17 protein-coding genes are annotated in these 16,455 nt (G+C 71.6%); 10 read left to right on the top strand and 7 right to left on the bottom strand.

The genetic code is table 11. The features are described 5' to 3' along the window. Positions 1–4: 4 nt before the first annotated feature. From AB0L65_RS32620 to nirD, 4 genes are read left to right on the top strand one after another with little or no spacing between them, the layout of a single operon-like run. Positions 5–2,026, top strand: coding sequence for a molybdopterin oxidoreductase family protein (locus AB0L65_RS32620; RefSeq protein ID WP_364253044.1), 2,022 nt, complete (start codon positions 5–7; stop codon positions 2,024–2,026). Further along, entirely contained in the window at positions 2,023–3,417 is a 1,395-nt protein-coding gene (locus AB0L65_RS32615; RefSeq protein WP_364253041.1) for an FAD-dependent oxidoreductase, read from the top strand. The genes AB0L65_RS32620 and AB0L65_RS32615 overlap by 4 nt, the downstream gene beginning before the upstream one ends. Further along, entirely contained in the window at positions 3,414–5,840 is a 2,427-nt protein-coding gene (nirB, locus tag AB0L65_RS32610) for a nitrite reductase large subunit NirB (RefSeq protein ID WP_364253038.1), read from the top strand. The genes AB0L65_RS32615 and nirB overlap by 4 nt, the downstream gene beginning before the upstream one ends. Further along, positions 5,837–6,157, top strand: a complete 321-nt coding sequence (gene nirD, locus AB0L65_RS32605) for a nitrite reductase small subunit NirD (protein ID WP_364253035.1) — start codon at positions 5,837–5,839, stop codon at positions 6,155–6,157. Before nirB ends, nirD begins: the two co-directional genes overlap by 4 nt. Here the strand turns inward: nirD and AB0L65_RS32600 are convergent. Together AB0L65_RS32600 and AB0L65_RS32595 are read right to left on the bottom strand one after the other, a co-directional pair. Then, complete coding sequence (locus AB0L65_RS32600; protein WP_364253032.1) at positions 6,112–6,780, bottom strand: response regulator transcription factor; 669 nt, start codon at positions 6,778–6,780, stop codon at positions 6,112–6,114. The genes nirD and AB0L65_RS32600 overlap by 46 nt on opposite strands. Then, positions 6,777–7,886, bottom strand: coding sequence for a histidine kinase (locus AB0L65_RS32595; protein ID WP_364253029.1), 1,110 nt, complete (start codon positions 7,884–7,886; stop codon positions 6,777–6,779). The genes AB0L65_RS32600 and AB0L65_RS32595 overlap by 4 nt, the downstream gene beginning before the upstream one ends. 460 nt (positions 7,887–8,346) lie before the next feature. On the opposite strand from AB0L65_RS32595, the gene AB0L65_RS32590 reads away from it, so the two are divergent. Then, complete coding sequence (locus AB0L65_RS32590) at positions 8,347–8,865, top strand: nuclear transport factor 2 family protein (RefSeq protein WP_364253026.1); 519 nt, start codon at positions 8,347–8,349, stop codon at positions 8,863–8,865. Between the two features lie 105 nt (positions 8,866–8,970). On the opposite strand, the gene AB0L65_RS32585 is transcribed toward AB0L65_RS32590, so the two are convergent. After that, positions 8,971–9,219 (bottom strand): hypothetical protein, encoded by a 249-nt coding sequence (locus AB0L65_RS32585; protein ID WP_364253023.1) that lies wholly within the window; start codon positions 9,217–9,219, stop codon positions 8,971–8,973. A gap of 130 nt (positions 9,220–9,349) precedes the next feature. On the opposite strand from AB0L65_RS32585, the gene AB0L65_RS32580 reads away from it, so the two are divergent. Then, positions 9,350–10,258, top strand: a complete 909-nt coding sequence (locus tag AB0L65_RS32580) for a hypothetical protein (protein WP_364253020.1) — start codon at positions 9,350–9,352, stop codon at positions 10,256–10,258. A 210-nt stretch (positions 10,259–10,468) separates the two neighbouring features. Here AB0L65_RS32580 and AB0L65_RS32575 read toward each other — a convergent pair whose 3' ends face one another. Beyond that, positions 10,469–11,128, bottom strand: a complete 660-nt coding sequence (locus AB0L65_RS32575; protein WP_357730370.1) for an FCD domain-containing protein — start codon at positions 11,126–11,128, stop codon at positions 10,469–10,471. Positions 11,129–11,220: 92 nt separating this feature from the next. Then, complete coding sequence (locus AB0L65_RS32570; RefSeq protein WP_364253017.1) at positions 11,221–11,625, bottom strand: YbaB/EbfC family nucleoid-associated protein; 405 nt, start codon at positions 11,623–11,625, stop codon at positions 11,221–11,223. A gap of 166 nt (positions 11,626–11,791) precedes the next feature. Here AB0L65_RS32570 and AB0L65_RS32565 point away from each other — a divergent pair, with 166 nt between their 5' ends. Next, positions 11,792–12,100 carry a hypothetical protein gene (locus tag AB0L65_RS32565; RefSeq protein WP_364253014.1) on the top strand — a complete coding sequence of 103 codons (309 nt, stop codon included), beginning with the start codon at positions 11,792–11,794 and terminating at the stop codon, positions 12,098–12,100. Then, complete coding sequence (locus AB0L65_RS32560; RefSeq protein WP_364253011.1) at positions 12,100–12,855, top strand: hypothetical protein; 756 nt, start codon at positions 12,100–12,102, stop codon at positions 12,853–12,855. Before AB0L65_RS32565 ends, AB0L65_RS32560 begins: the two co-directional genes overlap by 1 nt. 17 nt (positions 12,856–12,872) lie before the next feature. On the opposite strand, the gene ppgK is transcribed toward AB0L65_RS32560, so the two are convergent. Further along, a complete protein-coding gene (gene ppgK / locus AB0L65_RS32555; RefSeq protein ID WP_364253008.1) occupies positions 12,873–13,595 on the bottom strand; it encodes a polyphosphate--glucose phosphotransferase in 723 nt (240 codons plus the stop codon). A gap of 220 nt (positions 13,596–13,815) precedes the next feature. Between ppgK and AB0L65_RS32550 the strand changes: the two genes are divergently transcribed. After that, the gene (locus AB0L65_RS32550; RefSeq protein WP_350723076.1) at positions 13,816–14,871 is read left to right on the top strand and encodes a TIGR03118 family protein; all 1,056 of its coding nucleotides are present in this window, start codon (positions 13,816–13,818) and stop codon (positions 14,869–14,871) included. Positions 14,872–15,152: 281 nt separating this feature from the next. Continuing rightward, positions 15,153–15,836, top strand: a complete 684-nt coding sequence (locus AB0L65_RS32545) for a TenA family protein (RefSeq protein ID WP_364253005.1) — start codon at positions 15,153–15,155, stop codon at positions 15,834–15,836. Here AB0L65_RS32545 and AB0L65_RS32540 read toward each other — a convergent pair. After that, a complete protein-coding gene (locus tag AB0L65_RS32540) occupies positions 15,797–16,375 on the bottom strand; it encodes an HAD-IA family hydrolase (protein WP_364253002.1) in 579 nt (192 codons plus the stop codon). The two genes, AB0L65_RS32545 and AB0L65_RS32540, sit on opposite strands and share 40 nt — an antisense overlap. Positions 16,376–16,455: the final 80 nt, after the last annotated feature.

Here is a 16,455-nt window from a genome sequence, read left to right as displayed (position 1 = left end):
CCCGATGAGTGAGCCCGTGAAGACACACTGCCCGTACTGCGCACTCCAGTGCGGCATGGAGATCGGCCCGGGACTGGCCATCAGCCCCAGGACCGACATCCCTGCCAACGCCTCCGGCGCGCTGTGCCAGAAGGGCTGGACGGCGGGCGAGCTGCTCACCAACGGCGAGCGCCTGACCACCCCGCTCCTGCACGGCGAGCCGGTGGAGTGGGAGGTCGCGCTCGACCACGTGGCGGAGCGGCTGTCCGCGATCCGCGCCGAACACGGCCCCGACGGCGTGGCCGTGTTCGGCGGTGGCGGGCTCACCAACGAGAAGGCCTACACGCTCGGCAAGTTCGCCAGGGTCGCGCTGGGCACCAGCCAGATCGACTACAACGGCCGCTTCTGCATGTCGTCGGCCGCCGCCGCCTCGATCAAGGCGTTCGGCATGGACCGCGGCATGCCGTTCCCCATCACCGACCTGGCCGAGGCCGACGTCGTGCTGCTGGCCGGCGCGAACGTCGCCGAGACCATGCCCCCGTTCGTGCGCCACCTGTCGGGCCCCCGGGTGATCGTCATCGACCCGCGGCGCTCCCAGACGGCCAGGCAGGCCTGGCTGCACCTGCAGCCCACGCCCGGCACCGACCTGGCCCTGGCGCTCGGGATGCTGCACCTGGCCATCGCCGACGAGCTCGTGGACGAGGCGTACGTGGCGGCCAGGACCACCGGGTTCGAGGAGGTCCGCACCTCGCTGGCCGCCTGGTGGCCGGAGCGGGTCGAGCGGATCACCGGGGTGCCGGTCTACCGGATGCGGCAGGCGGTCCGGGCGCTGGCCGCGGCGGGCAACGCGTACATCCTGACCGGCCGCGGCGCAGAGCAGCACGCCAAGGGCACCGACACGGTCAGCGCGTTCATCAACCTGGCGCTGGCGCTGGGCCTGCCCGGGCGGCACGGCTCCGGGTACGGGTGCGTGACCGGGCAGGGCAACGGCCAGGGCGGCAGGGAGCACGGGCAGAAGGCCGACCAGCTCCCCGGCTACCGCAAGATCGACGACCCGGCGGCCCGCGAGCACGTCGCGGGCGTGTGGGGCGTCCCGGCGGACAGCCTCCCGGGGCCGGGGCGGTCGGCGTACGAGCTGCTCGACGCGCTCGGCACCCCCGGCGGGCCGCGGGCGCTGCTGCTGTTCGGCTCCAACCCCGTGATCTCCGCGCCCGCCTCCGAGCACGTGGCCGAGCGCATCGCCTCCCTCGACCTGCTGGTGACCTGCGACTTCGTCATGTCCGAGACCGCGGCGCTGGCCGACGTGGTCTTCCCGGTCACGCAGTGGGCCGAGGAGACCGGCACCATGACCAACCTCGAAGGCCGCGTCCTGCTCCGCAACCGGGCCGTGGCCCCGCCCGAGGGCGTCAGGAGCGACCTCGACGTGCTCGCCGGGCTCGCCGAGCGGCTCGGGCACCGCCTGGAGACCGAGCCGGTCAAGATCTTCGACGAGCTGCGCCGGGCGAGCAAGGGCGGGGCGGCCGACTACTCGGGCATCACCTACGAGCGCATCACCGAAGAGAAGGGCGTCTTCTGGCCCTGCCCCGAGCCGGAGCACCCCGGCACGCCGCGCCCGTTCCTCGACTCCTTCGCCCACCCGGACGGCCGCGCCAGGTTCGTGCCCGTCCAGCACCGGCCCGCGGCCGAGGAGACCGACGCGGACTACCCGATCTACCTGAGCACCGGACGGGTGCTCGCCCACTACCAGAGTGGCGCCCAGACCCGCAGGATCGCGCCGCTCGTCCAGGCGGCTCCCGAGCCGTTCGTCGAGCTGCACCCGGACCTCGCCGAGCAGCTCGACATCTCGCCCGGGGACGTCGTACGGGTCAGCAGCAGGAGAGGCGAGGGGAAGGCCGTGGCCAGGATCAGCGACGCCATCAGGCGCGACACCGTTTTCATGCCCTTCCACTGGGAGGGCGCCAACCGGCTCACCAACCCGGCGCTGGACCCGACCTCGAGGATGCCGGAGTTCAAGGTCTGCGCGGTCAGGGTGGAGAGGGACACATGAGGCTCGTCGTCGTCGGCAACGGGATGGCCGGGTCGCGGCTGGTCAGCGAGGTACGGACCAGGGACCCGCACATCAGGATCACGATCTTCGGCGCGGAGTCGCGCCAGCCGTACAACAGGGTGCTGCTGTCCAACGTGCTGGCCGGCAGCTCGCGTCCCGAGCAGGTGAGGTTGCTCGAATCCTCCTGGTACGACGCCCACAACGTCGAGGCCGCCTTCGGCGACGCGGTCGCCCACATCGACAGGGAGACCAGGCACGTGGTGACCGAGGGCGGGCGGCGCGAGCCGTACGACCTGCTGGTCCTGGCCACGGGCAGCGAGGCCGTCGTGCCGCCGATCCCCGGCGTGGAGCGGGCCATCCCGTTCCGCACGCTCGACGACTGCGAGCGCATCATGGAGGCCGCCGACCAGGCCCGCAGGGCCGTGGTCGTCGGCGGCGGCCTGCTCGGCATCGAGGCCGCCCGCGGGCTGGCCGGGCGCGGCCTGCCCGTGACGCTGCTGCACCTGGCCGGGCACCTCATGGAGCGCCAGCTCGACGTCGAGGCGGGCGAGGTGCTCGGCGAGACGCTCGCCGGGCTCGGCGTCGAGATCCGCACCGGCGTCAGCGCCGAGTCGGTGCGGGAGGACGGCGTCCGGCTGGCCGGCGGCGAGCTGATCGAGGCCGACCTCGTCGTGCTGGCCTGCGGCGTCCGCCCCGTCACCGGGCCGGCCGCCGCGGCGGGGCTGGAGGTGCGGCGCGGCGTCGTCGTGGACGACGAGCTGCGCACCGACGACCCGTCGATCTTCGCCATCGGCGAGTGCGCCGAGCACGACGGCACCGTGTACGGCCTGGTCGCCCCCGCCTGGGAGCAGGCCTCCGTGGCCGCCGACGTGATCACCGGCGGCAAGGCCCTCTACCGGGGCTCCCGGCTGGTCACCAGGCTCAAGGCCAGGAGCGTCGAGCTGGCCGCCATGGGCGAGACCCAGCTCACGGAGGAGCACGCCGAGGTGGTGCGCTTCAGCCACCGGGCCCGCGGCACCTACCGCAAGCTCGTCATCCGCGACGGGCGGCTGGTGGGCGCGATCCTGCTGGGTGAGAGCGACGCCGTGGGGACGCTCACCCAGCTCTTCGACCGGGGCGCGCCGGTGCCGGGGGACCGGGCCGGGCTGCTGTTCCCCGGGCTGTCGTCGGCGCCGGTGGCCGACAGCCCGACGCTGATGCCGGACGCGGCCAAGGTCTGTCAGTGCAACAACGTGACCAAGGGTCAGATCAGGGCGTGCTGGGAGGCCGGGGCCCGCGACGTGGCCGGAGTGGCGGCCGCGACCAGGGCGACGACCGGATGCGGAACCTGCCGCGACGCCGTGGAGGGCATCGTCGGCTGGCTGTGCGAGCAGGAAGGGATTTCAGTATGAGCAGGATCGTCGTCGTTGGGTACGGGCCGACGGCCCACCGGCTCGTCGAAACCCTGGTGGACAAGGGCTTCGACGGCCGGATCACCGTGATCGGGGAGGAGCCGCGCCCGGCGTACGACCGGGTGGCACTGACCTCCTACCTCTCCGGCGTCACCGTGGAGGACCTCACCTACGAGGTGCCCGCGGGGGTCGTGACGAGGCTGAGCAGCCGGGTCACCGGGATCGACCGGGAGGCCCGCGAGGTCACCCTGGCCGACGGCGCCACCGAGCCCTATGACGTGCTCGTGCTGGCCACCGGGTCGGCGCCGTTCGTGCCGCCGGTGCCGGGCGCCGAGCACGCCTTCGTCTACCGCACCATCGACGACCTCGACGCCATCCGGGTGGCCGCCAAGGACGCGGTCGAGGGCGTCGTGGTCGGCGGCGGGCTGCTCGGCCTGGAGGCCGCCGACGCGCTGCGCGCGCTCGGGCTGAAGGCGCACATCGTCGAGATGAGCCCCTGGCTGATGCCGCGGCAGGTGGACGAGGGCGGCGGCGCGGTGCTGAAGTCCCACATCGAGGGCCTCGGGCTCGGCGTGCACGCCGGGGCGGGCGTCCAGGAGATCGTCACCGCGGACGGCCAGGTCACCGGGCTGCGCAAGCCGGACGGCACGGTGCTGGACGCGCAGGTCGTGGTCTTCTCGGCGGGCATCAGGCCGCGTGACGAGCTGGCCAGGTCGTCCGGGCTGGCGGTCGGCGAGCGGGGCGGCATCGTGGTCGACTCCTCGATGCTGACCTCCGACCCCTCGATCTACGCGGTCGGCGAGTGCGCGCTGGTCGGCGGCATGGTCTACGGCCTCGTCGGGCCGTGCAACACGATGGCCGAGGTGGCGGCCGACCGGATCATGGGCGGGTCCTCGGGCTTCGAGGGCGCGGACATGTCCTCCAAGCTCAAGCTGCTGGGTGTGGAGGTGGCGCAGTTCGGGGCCATGTCGGGGGCGCTCGACGTCACCTACATGGACCCGGTGGGCGGTGTCTACAAGAAGCTGTTCATCAGCGACGACGCCAAGACGCTGCTCGGCGGCATCTGCGTGGGCGACGCCTCCCCGTACACGTCCCTGCGGCCCTTCGTCGGCAAGGCGCTGCCCGCCTCGCCGTCCGACCTGCTCTTCAGCGGGGCCGGGGCCAGCCTCGACCTGCCCGACGAGGCGCAGGTGTGCTCCTGCAACAACGTGTGCGCGGGCGACGTCCGCACGGCCATCGCCGACAAGGGCGTCACCGACGTGCCCGGCATCAAGGCCTGCACCCGCGCCGGCACGACCTGCGGCAGCTGCGTGCCGATGCTCAAGCAGCTGCTGGAGAAGTCGGGCGTCGAGGTCAGCAAGGCGCTGTGCGAGCACTTCACGTACTCGCGGGCCGAGCTGTTCGACATCGTACGGGTCCGCAAGATCACCACGTTCTCCCAGCTCATCACCGAACACGGGCACGGCAGGGGCTGCGACATCTGCAAGCCGGCCGTGGCCTCGATCCTGGCCTCGCTCTACAACGGCCACGTGCTCGACGGCGAGCGGGTCACACTGCAGGACACCAACGACCACTTCCTCGCCAACATGCAGAAGAACGGCACGTACTCGGTCGTCCCGCGCATCCCCGGCGGCGAGATCACCCCCGACAAGCTCATCGTGATCGGCGAGGTGGCCCGCGACTTCGGCCTCTACACGAAGATCACCGGCGGTCAGCGCATCGACCTGTTCGGGGCCCGGGTCGAGCAGCTGCCGGAGATCTGGCGGCGGCTGGTGGACGCCGGGTTCGAGTCCGGCCACGCGTACGGCAAGGCGCTGCGCACGGTGAAGTCGTGCGTGGGCTCGACCTGGTGCCGCTACGGCGTGCAGGACTCGGTGGGCATGGCCATCGCGCTGGAGCTGCGCTACCGCGGCCTGCGCTCGCCGCACAAGCTCAAGTCGGCCGTCTCCGGCTGCGCGCGCGAGTGCGCCGAGGCCAGGTCCAAGGACTTCGGGATCATCGCCACCGAGCAGGGCTGGAACCTGTACGTCGGCGGCAACGGCGGCTTCAAGCCCCGCCACGCCGACCTGCTGGCGACGGACCTGAGCTCGGAGAAGCTCATCAGGACGATCGACCGGTTCCTCATGTTCTACATCCGCACGGCCGACCGGCTGCAGCGCACCGCCACCTGGCTGGAGTCGCTGGACGGCGGGCTCGACTATCTCCGCGAGGTGATCATGGAAGATTCGCTCGGCATCTGCGCCGACCTGGACGCGCAGATGGAGAACCACATCGCCACGTACGCCGACGAGTGGGCGGCCACGCTGGACGACCCCGAGAAGCTGAACAGGTTCGTCACCTTCGTCAACGCCCCCGGCGTGCCCGACCCGTCGATCGTCTTCGCCAGCGAGCGCGGCCAGATCAAGCCGGTGATGGCCCGATGAGCTGGACGCGGATCTGCGACTACGAGGCCATGGTGCCGGAACGCGGCGTCTGCGCCCTGGTGGGCGGCGAGCAGGTGGCCATCTTCCGCACCCACGACGGCACGCTGCACGCGCTGGGCAACCTCGACCCGTTCAGTGGCGCGTACGTGCTCTCGCGCGGCATCGTCGGCAGCAGGAAGGGCGAGCCGACCGTGGCCTCGCCGCTGCACAAGCAGGTGTTCTCGCTGGTGTCGGGGCGCTGCCTGGACGAGGACGCGGTGTCCGTGCCGATCTACCGGGTACGGGTGGCGGACGGCGGCGTGGAGGTCGGCGGCTGATCGCCCGCCAGGACCAGGCCCAGGTCGTAGGCTCGCACGACGGCCTGGGTGCGGTCTCTCGCGCCGAGCTTGTCCAGGACGTTGCCGACGTGCGTCTTGACCGTCTCCCTGGTGACGTACAGGGCGGCGGCGATCTCGGCGTTGCTCAGCCCGCGGGCCAGGTGACGCAGGACGTCCAGCTCCCTGGGCGTGAGGTCGTGGGCGGCGGTGGCGCGCGGGCGCGGGGCGGCGATGCGGCGCAGCGCGTCGGGGAAGAGCACGCCGTCCCGCAGCCGGATCGCGGTGACCAGGTCGGCGGCGGGGGAGCGCTTGAGCACGTAGCCGGCCGCGCCCGCGCGTAGCGCGCCCCAGACGAGCTGGTCGTTCTCGAACGTCGTGACCACGACGACCCGGGTGCGCGGCGAGAGGCGGGCCAGCTCCCGGGTGGCGCGCAGGCCGTCCATGCGGGGCATGCGGATGTCCATGAGCACGACGTCGGCCGCGCGGCCGAGCTCGACGGCGGCGTGGCCGTCGGCCGCCTCCCCGATCACCTCGATGTCGTCGTACGGGGAGAGCATGGTGGCCCAGCCGGAGCGGATGAGCGGCTCGTCGTCGGCCAGCACCACCCGGATCCCCCTGCTCACGCGGGCAGTGTCGCCGTCACCCGCCATGTGCCGTCCACCTCCTCCCGCTCGAACACCCCGCCGGCCAGGCGCGCCCGCATCCGCATCCCCACCAGACCGCGCCCCTCCCCGGGCGGCGCGCTCCCGGCCACCTCGTTCTCCACGACCAGCACGACCTCCTTCCCACCCCTTCCAGCGCCGCCCCTGACCGCGGTCACCTCGGGGTCGGCGCGGTGCCGGACGGCCAGGTCCACCCGGACCCGCCCCCGCCCGTGCCTGAGCGCGTTCGTGACCGCCTCCCTGGCGATGGCGTACGCCGCCCGCGACGCCGCCTCCGGCACCCGCTCCACCGGGTCGGCACGGCACTCCACGTCCAGCCCGTGCACGAGCGCGCCGAGGGCGGCCAGCGTGGGCGCCTGCGCCGTACTGCCCTCGTCGAGCACCCCGAGAAGTACGTCCAGCTCCTGCTGAGCGCCACGTGCGGTGCCCACCAGGTGGTCCAGCGACCGCTGGGCCACCGGCACCGTCTCCTGCCGTCCCAGGGCCGCCTGGGCCGCCATGGCCTGCACCAGGACGACGCTGAGCGCGTGCCCCACCGAGTCGTGCAGCTCCAGCGCCAGGCTCTGGCGGCGGCCGAGCTCCTCGATCACCAGCGACGGGTCGGAGCGCAGCAGCCTGCGCGCCACCCGCTGCTGCCCGGCCCCCGCCAGCACCATCACCGCCAGCACGGCCACGGCCATGACGGACACCTGCGCCAGGTCACCCTGAGCGGCCTGCGGGCGGGTGAGCGCGGGCGCCAGCGCCAGCACCCCGGCACTCAGCGTCGCCCCCACGAACAGGTGCAGCGCCGTCAGCACCCGCAGATAGACCGGGTCGGCGCGGTCCGGCACGGCCACCCCGAGCAGCTCCGACAGGGCGATGACCTCCAGCCGCGGCACCAGGGGCAGGCATGCCACCAGCGCCGACGCGGGCAGGCACGCCGCCCACAGCAGCAGCACCCGCGCCAGGGACACCTCCGTCACGAGCGCCACCGCCAGGACCACCGCCACCGGCGTCAGCAACGCCGCGCCCAGCAGCTGGTAGAGCACCGCCTTCCAGGGCTTCCAAGGTTTCCAGGGAACCGCCACGGCTCCAGAAGCTAGCCGACGGGCCCGGGGACCGCCTCCCTCGCACGGGGGAACTGGCTCGTCTTCCGCCTGCTCAGAGCGGGGTGATGCCGTTCTGGCATATCGGCTGCGCCGACGCCAGGCCGAGGGCTATGCTCCAGTCTCCACCGGGGGGTAGACGTGCGGGCTTCGATGGGTCAGTGGCAACACGCAACGCCGTCCTGAATCGATGCTGTCGCAACGTTCGGCGTCCTCGCGCTGGGGGAGGGGTTCGGGGTTCGCCTGGATTCGCGGCACTGGACGGACGCTATCGGCGGTGCCCTGTGCGCTGGTCTCGGGGCGGCAACGATCGCAACTCTGACCGGTCTCAGCCAAATCCAGTGAACCGTTACCGTGAGTAACACCCCAACGAGCTAAAGGCGGCGTGCGGAGTGGCCAAACGCCGCATTCGCGCATGGCGGGTGCGGGCATCAAAGCGGCCATGAGCAAGGTTTTTCAGCGCTGGGCACTTCTACCGGCGGCGATCGTCCCCGTCCTCCTGGTCGCCGGTTGCGACGTGGGCGGTGACCGTACGCAAGCGATGAAAGCGGCCGTGACCCCGACCGGGCCCTACACCAGGAGCCCGTCCCCGACCGGGACGGCGACGGCGGCCGGGCAGCCGCGCGGCGCGGTCGAGTCCTACTTCAACGCGCTCAAGGCGGGGAACGTGGACCAGATCGTCAGCCTGTTCACGGGCAACGCGGTGGTCGAGCTGGACGGCGAGGCCACGGCCGAGGGCACCAAGGCGATCCGCAGCCTCTACCAGCAGCAGTTGCAGGGCGCGACCGACCTGGTGTCGGCCGTGCACACCATCGTGGACGTGCGTACGGTCGGCGGCGAGAGCGCCGTCGTCCGCTCGGGGAGCAAGCAGGGGGACGCGCGCTTCCGCGAGCTGTTCCTGCTCGGCAAGGAGGGCGGGAAGTGGAAGATCTCGGAGTTCATGAACAACCAGTCGTCCTGACCGCCGGCGGCCCGGGAATGGGCCACGCGTCCTTTGCGGGACGCCCGCCGGGAATGGCGGGAATTCCGGGACGGATTCACCGGTCCGGTTAAGTCACGGGGCGGGCTACGACTGCGCGGTGCCGCGCGGGACGCGCGGGGTGATGCGGCCCTGGTCGATCAGCGCCAGGTAGACGGCGAAGGCGCCCCGTGCCCACGTTTCCGCCTGTCGCGCGGTCAACCTGATCTCCTCGCCCTCGTGCGAGACGATCAGGTATCCGCCCCAGGGCGTGCTCCGTCGCCACGCCACCAATACGTTCTCGAAAACGAGGACGTCGAGCATTGCGGTCACATATGCGCGTCCGGTGGCGGACACGGCGCAAGCCTCCTCGTTCCCCGCCGAATTCTCGCCTCTCCTCCATTGTGCGCGCCGTATCGGGAAATGTCGCAGGCCCCCGTCAGAACCTGGGCCGCGCCTCCGGTGTATCTGTACCGGAGGTGGTCCCATGAAGAGGATTCTGGCCGTGCTGGCCGCCGTGCTGGCCGCCGTGCTGGCCGGCACGGTGGCGCTGGCCCTGGGCGGCCTGCCCGCCGCCGCTGCCGGCGGGTGGGCGGTGACCTATCTGGATCCGGCCCCGTCCCGGTTCGAGGGCGGGACGTCGTACGCGCTGGGGTTCTGGGTGCTCCAGCACGGCTCCCATCCGTTCGCGGGGGATCTCGGGGCGGTCGGGCTGCGGTTCACCGGGGCGGACGGGAAGAGCCTGCGCTTCGGCGGCACGGCGCTGCCGGAGGCCGGGCATTACGCCACGTCGGTGGTGGTGCCTGAGGGGGTGTGGAAGGTGGAGGGCGTCCAGGGGCTGTTCCAGCCGTACGAGGTGGGGACGCTGACCGTTCCCGGCGGGCTGAAGGTCAATCCGGTGCCCGCAGAGATGGTGGCGCCGATGTCGGCGGAGAAGTCGTTCTGGGGGGCGGTGCGGCCGCCCGGGTTCCCTGATAAGGGTCCGGCGGTGATTAACCGGTCGCCGATGGGGCAGGGGAGTGCCGGTGCTACCGACGTGGGACGGGAAGGCTCCGGTGATACGGGTGACCGGCGGGGAAGCTCCGGTGGCACCGGTGCGGGGCAGGGATCCGGCGGGGTGCCTGTCTACGCGCTGGTGATCGCCGCCGTCGGTGGTGCGCTGGTCGCGGTGGTGGCTCTGTGGCTGCTGCCGCAGTCCCGCCTGCCGGGTCTGCCGCCTCGGCCGCCCTCGCCGGACGGGGCGTCGCCGAGGTGGCCGGCCCGCGTGGCGCGGCTGATCCGCCGGTCGCGCCGGTCGGAAGCCGAGCCGGACCCGCCCACGGGCACGCCGGACCCGTCGGACCCGCCCGGGCCGACGGGCTCGCCGGGGGAGACGATCGTCATCTCCGGCAAGTGATCGGCGGGCCCGGCGGAGAGACTGCCGGGGTGCGCCTGCGGCGCCGCTTTCCCGAGCGGCACCGCGTCGCAGGCCCACCCCGGTTCCGTCACGCGAGCCCCACCGCGTCCCGATGCCGCGCGAGCCCCACCGCGTCCCGACGCCGCGCGGGCCGGACGCGGCTCGATGTCGCGGGGGTCGGATCGGGTCCCTACGTCGCGGGGGCGGTGCTCAGAGGTCGCGTTCCTGCTGGTCGAGGATGGCGACGGAGACGGCGACCGCGCGGGCCGCGTCGCCGTCCTCGATGGCGCCCAGCAGGTCGTCGTGGGAGCTGTCCGGCGTCAGGGCCGCCTGCTCCTGGTCCCTGACGCTGTCGCGCAGGGCGTCGCTCATGCTGCGGTAGAGGTCGCCGAGCAGGGCGTTGTGCGCGGCGTCCGCGACCAGCAGGTGGAAGTCCACGTCCGCGTCCGCGAAGCCGTCGAGGTCGCCGGCGCGGGCGGCCGCGTCCCGGCGGGCCAGCGTCCGGCGCATCGCGGTCAGGTCCTCCTCCGTGCGCCTGCCCGCCGCGAGCCGGGCGGCCACGAGGTCGAGGCCGCGGCGCACGTCGATGATGTCCATGGCGGCCGCCGTGTCGAGCCGCCGGCGCAGGGCGACCTTGGACTCGTCGGTGGCGGTCACGTACGTGCCGTCGCCCTGGCGGGTGTGCAGGAGCCCGGCGTGGGCCAGGACCCGCACCGCCTCGCGCACGGACAGCCTGCTCATGCCGAGGCTCTGCGCGAGCTGGCTCTCGGACGGGATCTTGGTGCCGACCGGCCACACACCCCGCGCGATCTCTCGGCGGAGCTCGTCGATGGCGGCGTCCACGAGCGAGGTCCGAGCGACGTTTCGCATGCACCCTCTCCTCATCGGATGGAGAACACCCACCCTAAGAGCTATCGCCGAAGGCGGGGTAGTCCAGCCGGTGATCGGGGGCGCGCCGCCGGTCAGCGCCGGGGCAGGGCGGAGAGGAAGGCGGACTGGACGGCCTCGAAGCGGCGGCCGACGTCCCCGAGGTCGAACGGCAGGCGCTCGCCGCCCTGGGCCTCGGTGAGGCGCTCCTCCAGCTGGCCCCGGGCCGACAGCTGGGCCGCGCGCAGCGCCATCACGATCGCCTCTGCCAGCTCGTCGCTACCCATCGTGCGCAGCACCCGCGCGTCCAGGCGGATGTCCCGGACGAGGCCGTCGGCCTCCACGGTGGCCTGGATCCGGCCCCCGGCCGCGGTGCCCTCCCCGGTGACCTCGCCGAGCCCGTCCATGGCCGTGGCGAGCTTCGACATGGCCTCGTCCGCGCGCCGGCCGATCCTGTCCAGCTCCTCGGGCGTGACGGCGGCCGGGTCGAAGTCGAACATGCCATGACCTTCCTGTTCGTCGGCGCGACCAATGGAGTTGATCAAGATTTCCTGAACCCGTTGACAGCGGCTGGTTGCGCCCCGCCGAACATCCGGTGAACCCAGATGATCAACGCCTCCAAGACGACAAAGATGACCTTCGACGCAGAACACCTGAAGGAGCGACATGTCCACCCCGCAGGAGACAAGGGTCATCACGTCCAGTGTCATCGCCGCCATGGGCGAGCGCTACAACGACGTCTGGGCCGGCCTCATGAAGACCGGAGACCGCGCCTACGACACCGACCTCGGCGACGGCACGCTGGGGACGATCTTGGCGAGAATCCTCGGCCCGGCCTACGAGACGGCGCAGCGAGGCTGCACGGAGGCCCTGCGGGGCGGCGCCATCGCCTCCCGCGGCATCACCGACAGCCTGGCCACCTGCGCGGGAAACTGGCGCAGGGCCGAGCAGGCCAGCATCGTGGAGTACGTGTGATGCCGCCCGCGCCGTGGCCGATCATCCGGACGCTCAAGGGGCTCCAGCTGTACGCGGGCGTCCCGCTGGTGTCGCTGGCCCTCCTGGAGTCCCTCCAGATGGACGTCGACCGGGTCTCGGAGGTCGCCAAGGTCTGGAAGCAGATGGCCAGGGACCTCGACAACCCCGTGGAGGTGCTGGACGGCATTCCCGCCGAGTCCCGCCGCGGCTGGATCGCCGACGACCAGCGGGAGTTCTCCCGGGTGACCGGCAAGATGCACGCGGGCACCGAGGTCCTGCGCGACTCCCTCGACCAGATCGGCGACATCCTCGACGGCGTGGCCAACGCCTTCCGGCTCTTCAAGGGGGCGATGGCGACCTTCTCCACGATGGTCGCCGCCTCCAGCGTGTACGGGCTGTCGATGATGGTGCTGTCACCCGTGGGGGCCGTCCAGGGCCGCCTGTACCTGAGATGGCTGCTCAACGCCGCGGACAAGGTGCTGACCGTGATGATCGGCGCGCTCCTCACGTACTGCATGGGCCAGGCGACCATCGTCGCCTACCTGATCGCGCAGGGGCAGGCGCTGGCCGACATGGCCGAGCCGTACGAGCAGGACGGCTGGCCGGGGGCGAGGCTGCGCGAGGTCGACTTCGCCACCGTGAAGATCGACAAGTCGGCGTTCCCCACCTTCCAGTACCCCGAGGGGAAGCAGGCCCTGCCGGACGACACGAAGGACTTCAAGTGGGTGGCCCCGAGCCGGCCCGGTACGAAGTGAGCCCGGCCCGGAGCGGCTCATGAGCGACGGGAGGCGGCCAGGGCTGCGCCGATGATGCCGGCCTCGTTCTGGAGGGTGGCGGGGACCACGGGCGTGTCGATGTGGACGTGCGGCAGGAACTTGTCGGCCTTCCTGCTCGCACCTCCGCCGATGACGATCAGCGTGGGCGACAGCAGCATCTCCACGTGCCGGAGGTACTCCTCCACCCGCTCGGCCCACTTCTCCCAGGTCAGCTCGTGCTCCTCCCGCGCCCGCGCCGACGCCCGGTGCTCGGCGTCCTTGCCCCGCAGCTCCAGGTGCCCGAGCTCGGTGTTGGGCACGAGCGTCCCGTCGGTGAACAGCGCGCTGCCGATCCCCGTGCCGAACGTCAGCACGAGCACGGTCCCGCGCTCCCCGCGCCCGCGCCCGTAGGTCACCTCCGCCACGCCGGCCGCGTCGGCGTCGTTCAGCACGGTCGCCCCGCCGAACAGCCCGGCCGCGTCCACGCCGATCCACGAGCGGTCCACGTTGGCGGCCGTCAGCACGACCCCGTCCTTCACCACGCCGGGGAACGTCACCCCGACGGGACCGCTCCAGCCGAAATGCTTGACGATCTCCGCCACCGCTTCCGCCACCTCATCGGGCTTGGACGGCTGGGGCGTGGGAATGCGCAAACGCTCCTTCACCAGCTCGCCGGCCTCGATGTCGACAGGGGCGCCCTTGATTCCCGAACCACCGATGTCAATGCCCAACACGTTCATGTCAATCCCTCTCCCCTTCAGGACACGAAAAAACTCCTGTCCCGATATTTCCGGAACCGGCTGAACCGGCCCACAGCCCTCCACGTATCTCGCGTCACAAGCGCTAACTAGGAGGCAACGGATGCGGCCACGCATCATCACACTCTGCGCTGTTGCGGTTGTGTGGGGAGCAACTCTCACCACTCCCGCGCACGCCACCACAACCAGGAACCGATTCGACGTGATCAACCTTGTGTCGGACGTTCAGGGCAAAGCCCCGGTCACCGACGCCAAGGTCGTCAACCCGTGGGGCCTGGCCATGGGCAAGACTCTGTGGGTCTCGAACACCGGCACCGGCACCGCCACCGTCTACTCCGGCACGGGCAAGAAGGAGCAGACCGAGGTGTGGATCCCCGGCGGAGCACCCACCGGCCAGGTGTTCAACCCGGGCGAGGGCTTCACCGTCAAGGGCAAGCCCGCCACGTTCATCTTCTCCAGCCCCAGCGGAGCCATCACGGGCTGGAACAAGGACGTGGACCCGAAGAACGCGATCATCGGGGCCTTCACCCGTGGCGCCGACTACAAGGGGCTGGAGCTCGTCGAGACCGACGACGGAGACTTCCTGCTGGCCGCCGACTTCGCGAGCGGGCGCATCCACGCCTTCGACGAGGACTTCCGGCGCATCAGCCTGAAGAGCTGGCAGTTCCGCGACCCGGGCGTCCCCAGGACGTACAAGGCCTACAACGTGGCGATCGCCAACGGCAGCATCTGGGTGTCCTGGGCCCTGCGTGACCCGTCCACCGGCAAGCCCGAATTCGGCGAGGGCAAGGGCTTCGTGAGCCGCTTCAACGCCGGCGGGCGCCTCACCGGCCGCATCTCCAGGGTCGGGCTCAACGCCCCCTGGGGGATCACCGCCGCGCCGAAGGGCTGGGGACAGTACAGGGGCGCGCTGCTCATCGGCAACTTCGGCGACGGCACCGTGCACGCGTACAAGAACAGCCGCCACCTGGGCGCGCTGGCCACGGCCGACGGCAACCCGATCGTGCTGCCCGGCCTGTGGGACCTGGAGCCCGGCACCGCCACCAACGGCGGCGAGAACTCCATGTGGTTCTCCGCGGGCATCGACGGCACCAAGCACGGACTGATCGGCATCATCGCCCCGCAGGGCACCAAGCCGACGTCCACCGCGACGCCCACGTCCTCGCCGTCGAGCTCCCCGACGAACCACCCGTCGGGCCACCAGACGAGCGCCCCCAGTAGCCAGTCGTCCTCCCAGAATCCGTACGGCGGGTACTGAGCGGCGCTCTCTCGCCGTCGCCCCCGGCCTGGCGAGAAGCGCAGCTCGCCGAGCAAGGCCGGGGGCGGCGGTCACGCGGACGTTTCCGGCGCGGTTGGCGCGAGCCGCGCCGGAAACAACCCCCTTGTTGGTGCTTCCCGCCGCACCCTTACTCCTCGCCGCACTCCGGCTGAGGTCCCTGGGACGTCTTTGAGGGAATAAGGGAAGGGCTGGCTCCTCCCGGAGGACCTGGTGTCCTCCGGGAGGAAGGGGTTGAAGTTCGTTTTGGGTACGGTCGGATCGTGAGCGAGCGATCCTTCAGTGAATGGCTCAGGGAGCAGTGCGAGCCCGAGTGGACGGCGGTGGTGACGCACCCGTTCGCGATGGCGATCACGACGGGCTCGGCGCCCGACGACGGCATGCGACGCTACCTGGAGCAGGACTTCCAGTTCGTGGACGCGTTCACGGCCCTGCTCGGGGCGGCCGTGGCGAGCGCGGACACGTTCGAGGCGCGGGTGCCCTACGGGAAGTTCCTCGGCCAGGTGGCGACCACCGAGGAGAAGACGTACTTCCACCGGGCGCTGGCCGCGCTGAACGGGCGGACCGACGCGCCGACCGAGCCGGTGACGGCCGCGTTCAGGCAGCTCATGGACGAGGCGCGGACGTCACAGGACTACCTGCTGATCGTCGCCGTGCTCTGCGTGGCCGAATGGTGCTACCTGGGCTGGGCGTCGCGGGCCGAGCGGCCGCTGCCGGAGAGCTTCGTGCACCGCGAGTGGATCGAGCTGCACGAGGGCCCGGAGTTCCGGGCCTGGGTGGCCTTCCTGCGGGGCGAGCTCGACCGTCTCGGCGCGGACCTGGACGAGGAGCGCCGGACGGCGGCGCTGGACGTCTTCCGCCTGGCGGTCGAGCTGGAACGAGCCTTCTTCGACCAGGCCTCCGACCATCAGCCCAGTACGGCCGCCAGATCCTGGAACGAGCGGTAGTGGACGCCGGTCATGCCGAGCGCCCTGGCCGCCTCCACGTTCTGCAGCCGGTCGTCCACGAACAGGCAGCGCTCCGGCGCGACCCCGGCCCGCTCCGCGGCGATCTCGTAGATCCGCCGGTCGGGCTTGGCCACGCCCACCCTGGCGCTGCTGACCACGTCGTCCGCGAAGTACGTGAGCCCCAGCAGGTCGAGGTGCTGCTCCAGCGAGTCCGTGGCGTTGGTCACGATCACCACGGGCACGTGCTGCTGCGCCTTGGCCAAGAGCGCCCTGACCTCCTCGTCCACCCAGAACCGCACCTGTCCGAACTCGGCCACGGCCTGGCGGGCCCGCTCGTCGCCGCCGAGCGCGACGGCGACCGACTCCAGCCACTCCGCCTCGGTGGCCTGGCCGAGCGTGGCGGGCAGGATCAGCGCGGGGTCGAGGGCCGTCCGCATGAGCGGCAGGCCGTACCGGGCCTCGATGTCGGCCTGGGCGGCGTGGTCGAAGAGCCGGAGCACTCCATCAAGGTCAGACAGAACCGCGTCAAAGGGGATCACAGCCCCTCATTGTGACAGTCGTCAGCATTTCCCGCGTCGTCAAAGGTCCAAGGGCGACCGGCCGGACTACCATCTCCGAG

The organism is Nonomuraea sp. NPDC052116 (assembly GCF_040680035.1).
In the GTDB taxonomy this organism is placed as follows: domain Bacteria; phylum Actinomycetota; class Actinomycetes; order Streptosporangiales; family Streptosporangiaceae; genus Nonomuraea; species Nonomuraea angiospora_A.
This window is presented reverse-complemented; position numbering and strand designations above follow the sequence as displayed.

Coding starts and splice junctions, on each gene's coding strand:
- AB0L65_RS32575 (WP_357730370.1), bottom strand. CDS start 11,128: ATGCGAAACGTCGCTCGGACCTCGCTCGTGGACGCCGCCATCGACGAG.
- AB0L65_RS32580 (WP_364253020.1), top strand. CDS start 9,350: ATGAAGAGGATTCTGGCCGTGCTGGCCGCCGTGCTGGCCGCCGTGCTG.
- AB0L65_RS32570 (WP_364253017.1), bottom strand. CDS start 11,625: ATGTTCGACTTCGACCCGGCCGCCGTCACGCCCGAGGAGCTGGACAGG.
- ppgK (WP_364253008.1), bottom strand. CDS start 13,595: ATGAACGTGTTGGGCATTGACATCGGTGGTTCGGGAATCAAGGGCGCC.
- AB0L65_RS32620 (WP_364253044.1), top strand. CDS start 5: ATGAGTGAGCCCGTGAAGACACACTGCCCGTACTGCGCACTCCAGTGC.
- AB0L65_RS32590 (WP_364253026.1), top strand. CDS start 8,347: ATGAGCAAGGTTTTTCAGCGCTGGGCACTTCTACCGGCGGCGATCGTC.
- AB0L65_RS32615 (WP_364253041.1), top strand. CDS start 2,023: ATGAGGCTCGTCGTCGTCGGCAACGGGATGGCCGGGTCGCGGCTGGTC.
- nirB (WP_364253038.1), top strand. CDS start 3,414: ATGAGCAGGATCGTCGTCGTTGGGTACGGGCCGACGGCCCACCGGCTC.
- AB0L65_RS32560 (WP_364253011.1), top strand. CDS start 12,100: ATGCCGCCCGCGCCGTGGCCGATCATCCGGACGCTCAAGGGGCTCCAG.
- nirD (WP_364253035.1), top strand. CDS start 5,837: ATGAGCTGGACGCGGATCTGCGACTACGAGGCCATGGTGCCGGAACGC.
- AB0L65_RS32565 (WP_364253014.1), top strand. CDS start 11,792: ATGTCCACCCCGCAGGAGACAAGGGTCATCACGTCCAGTGTCATCGCC.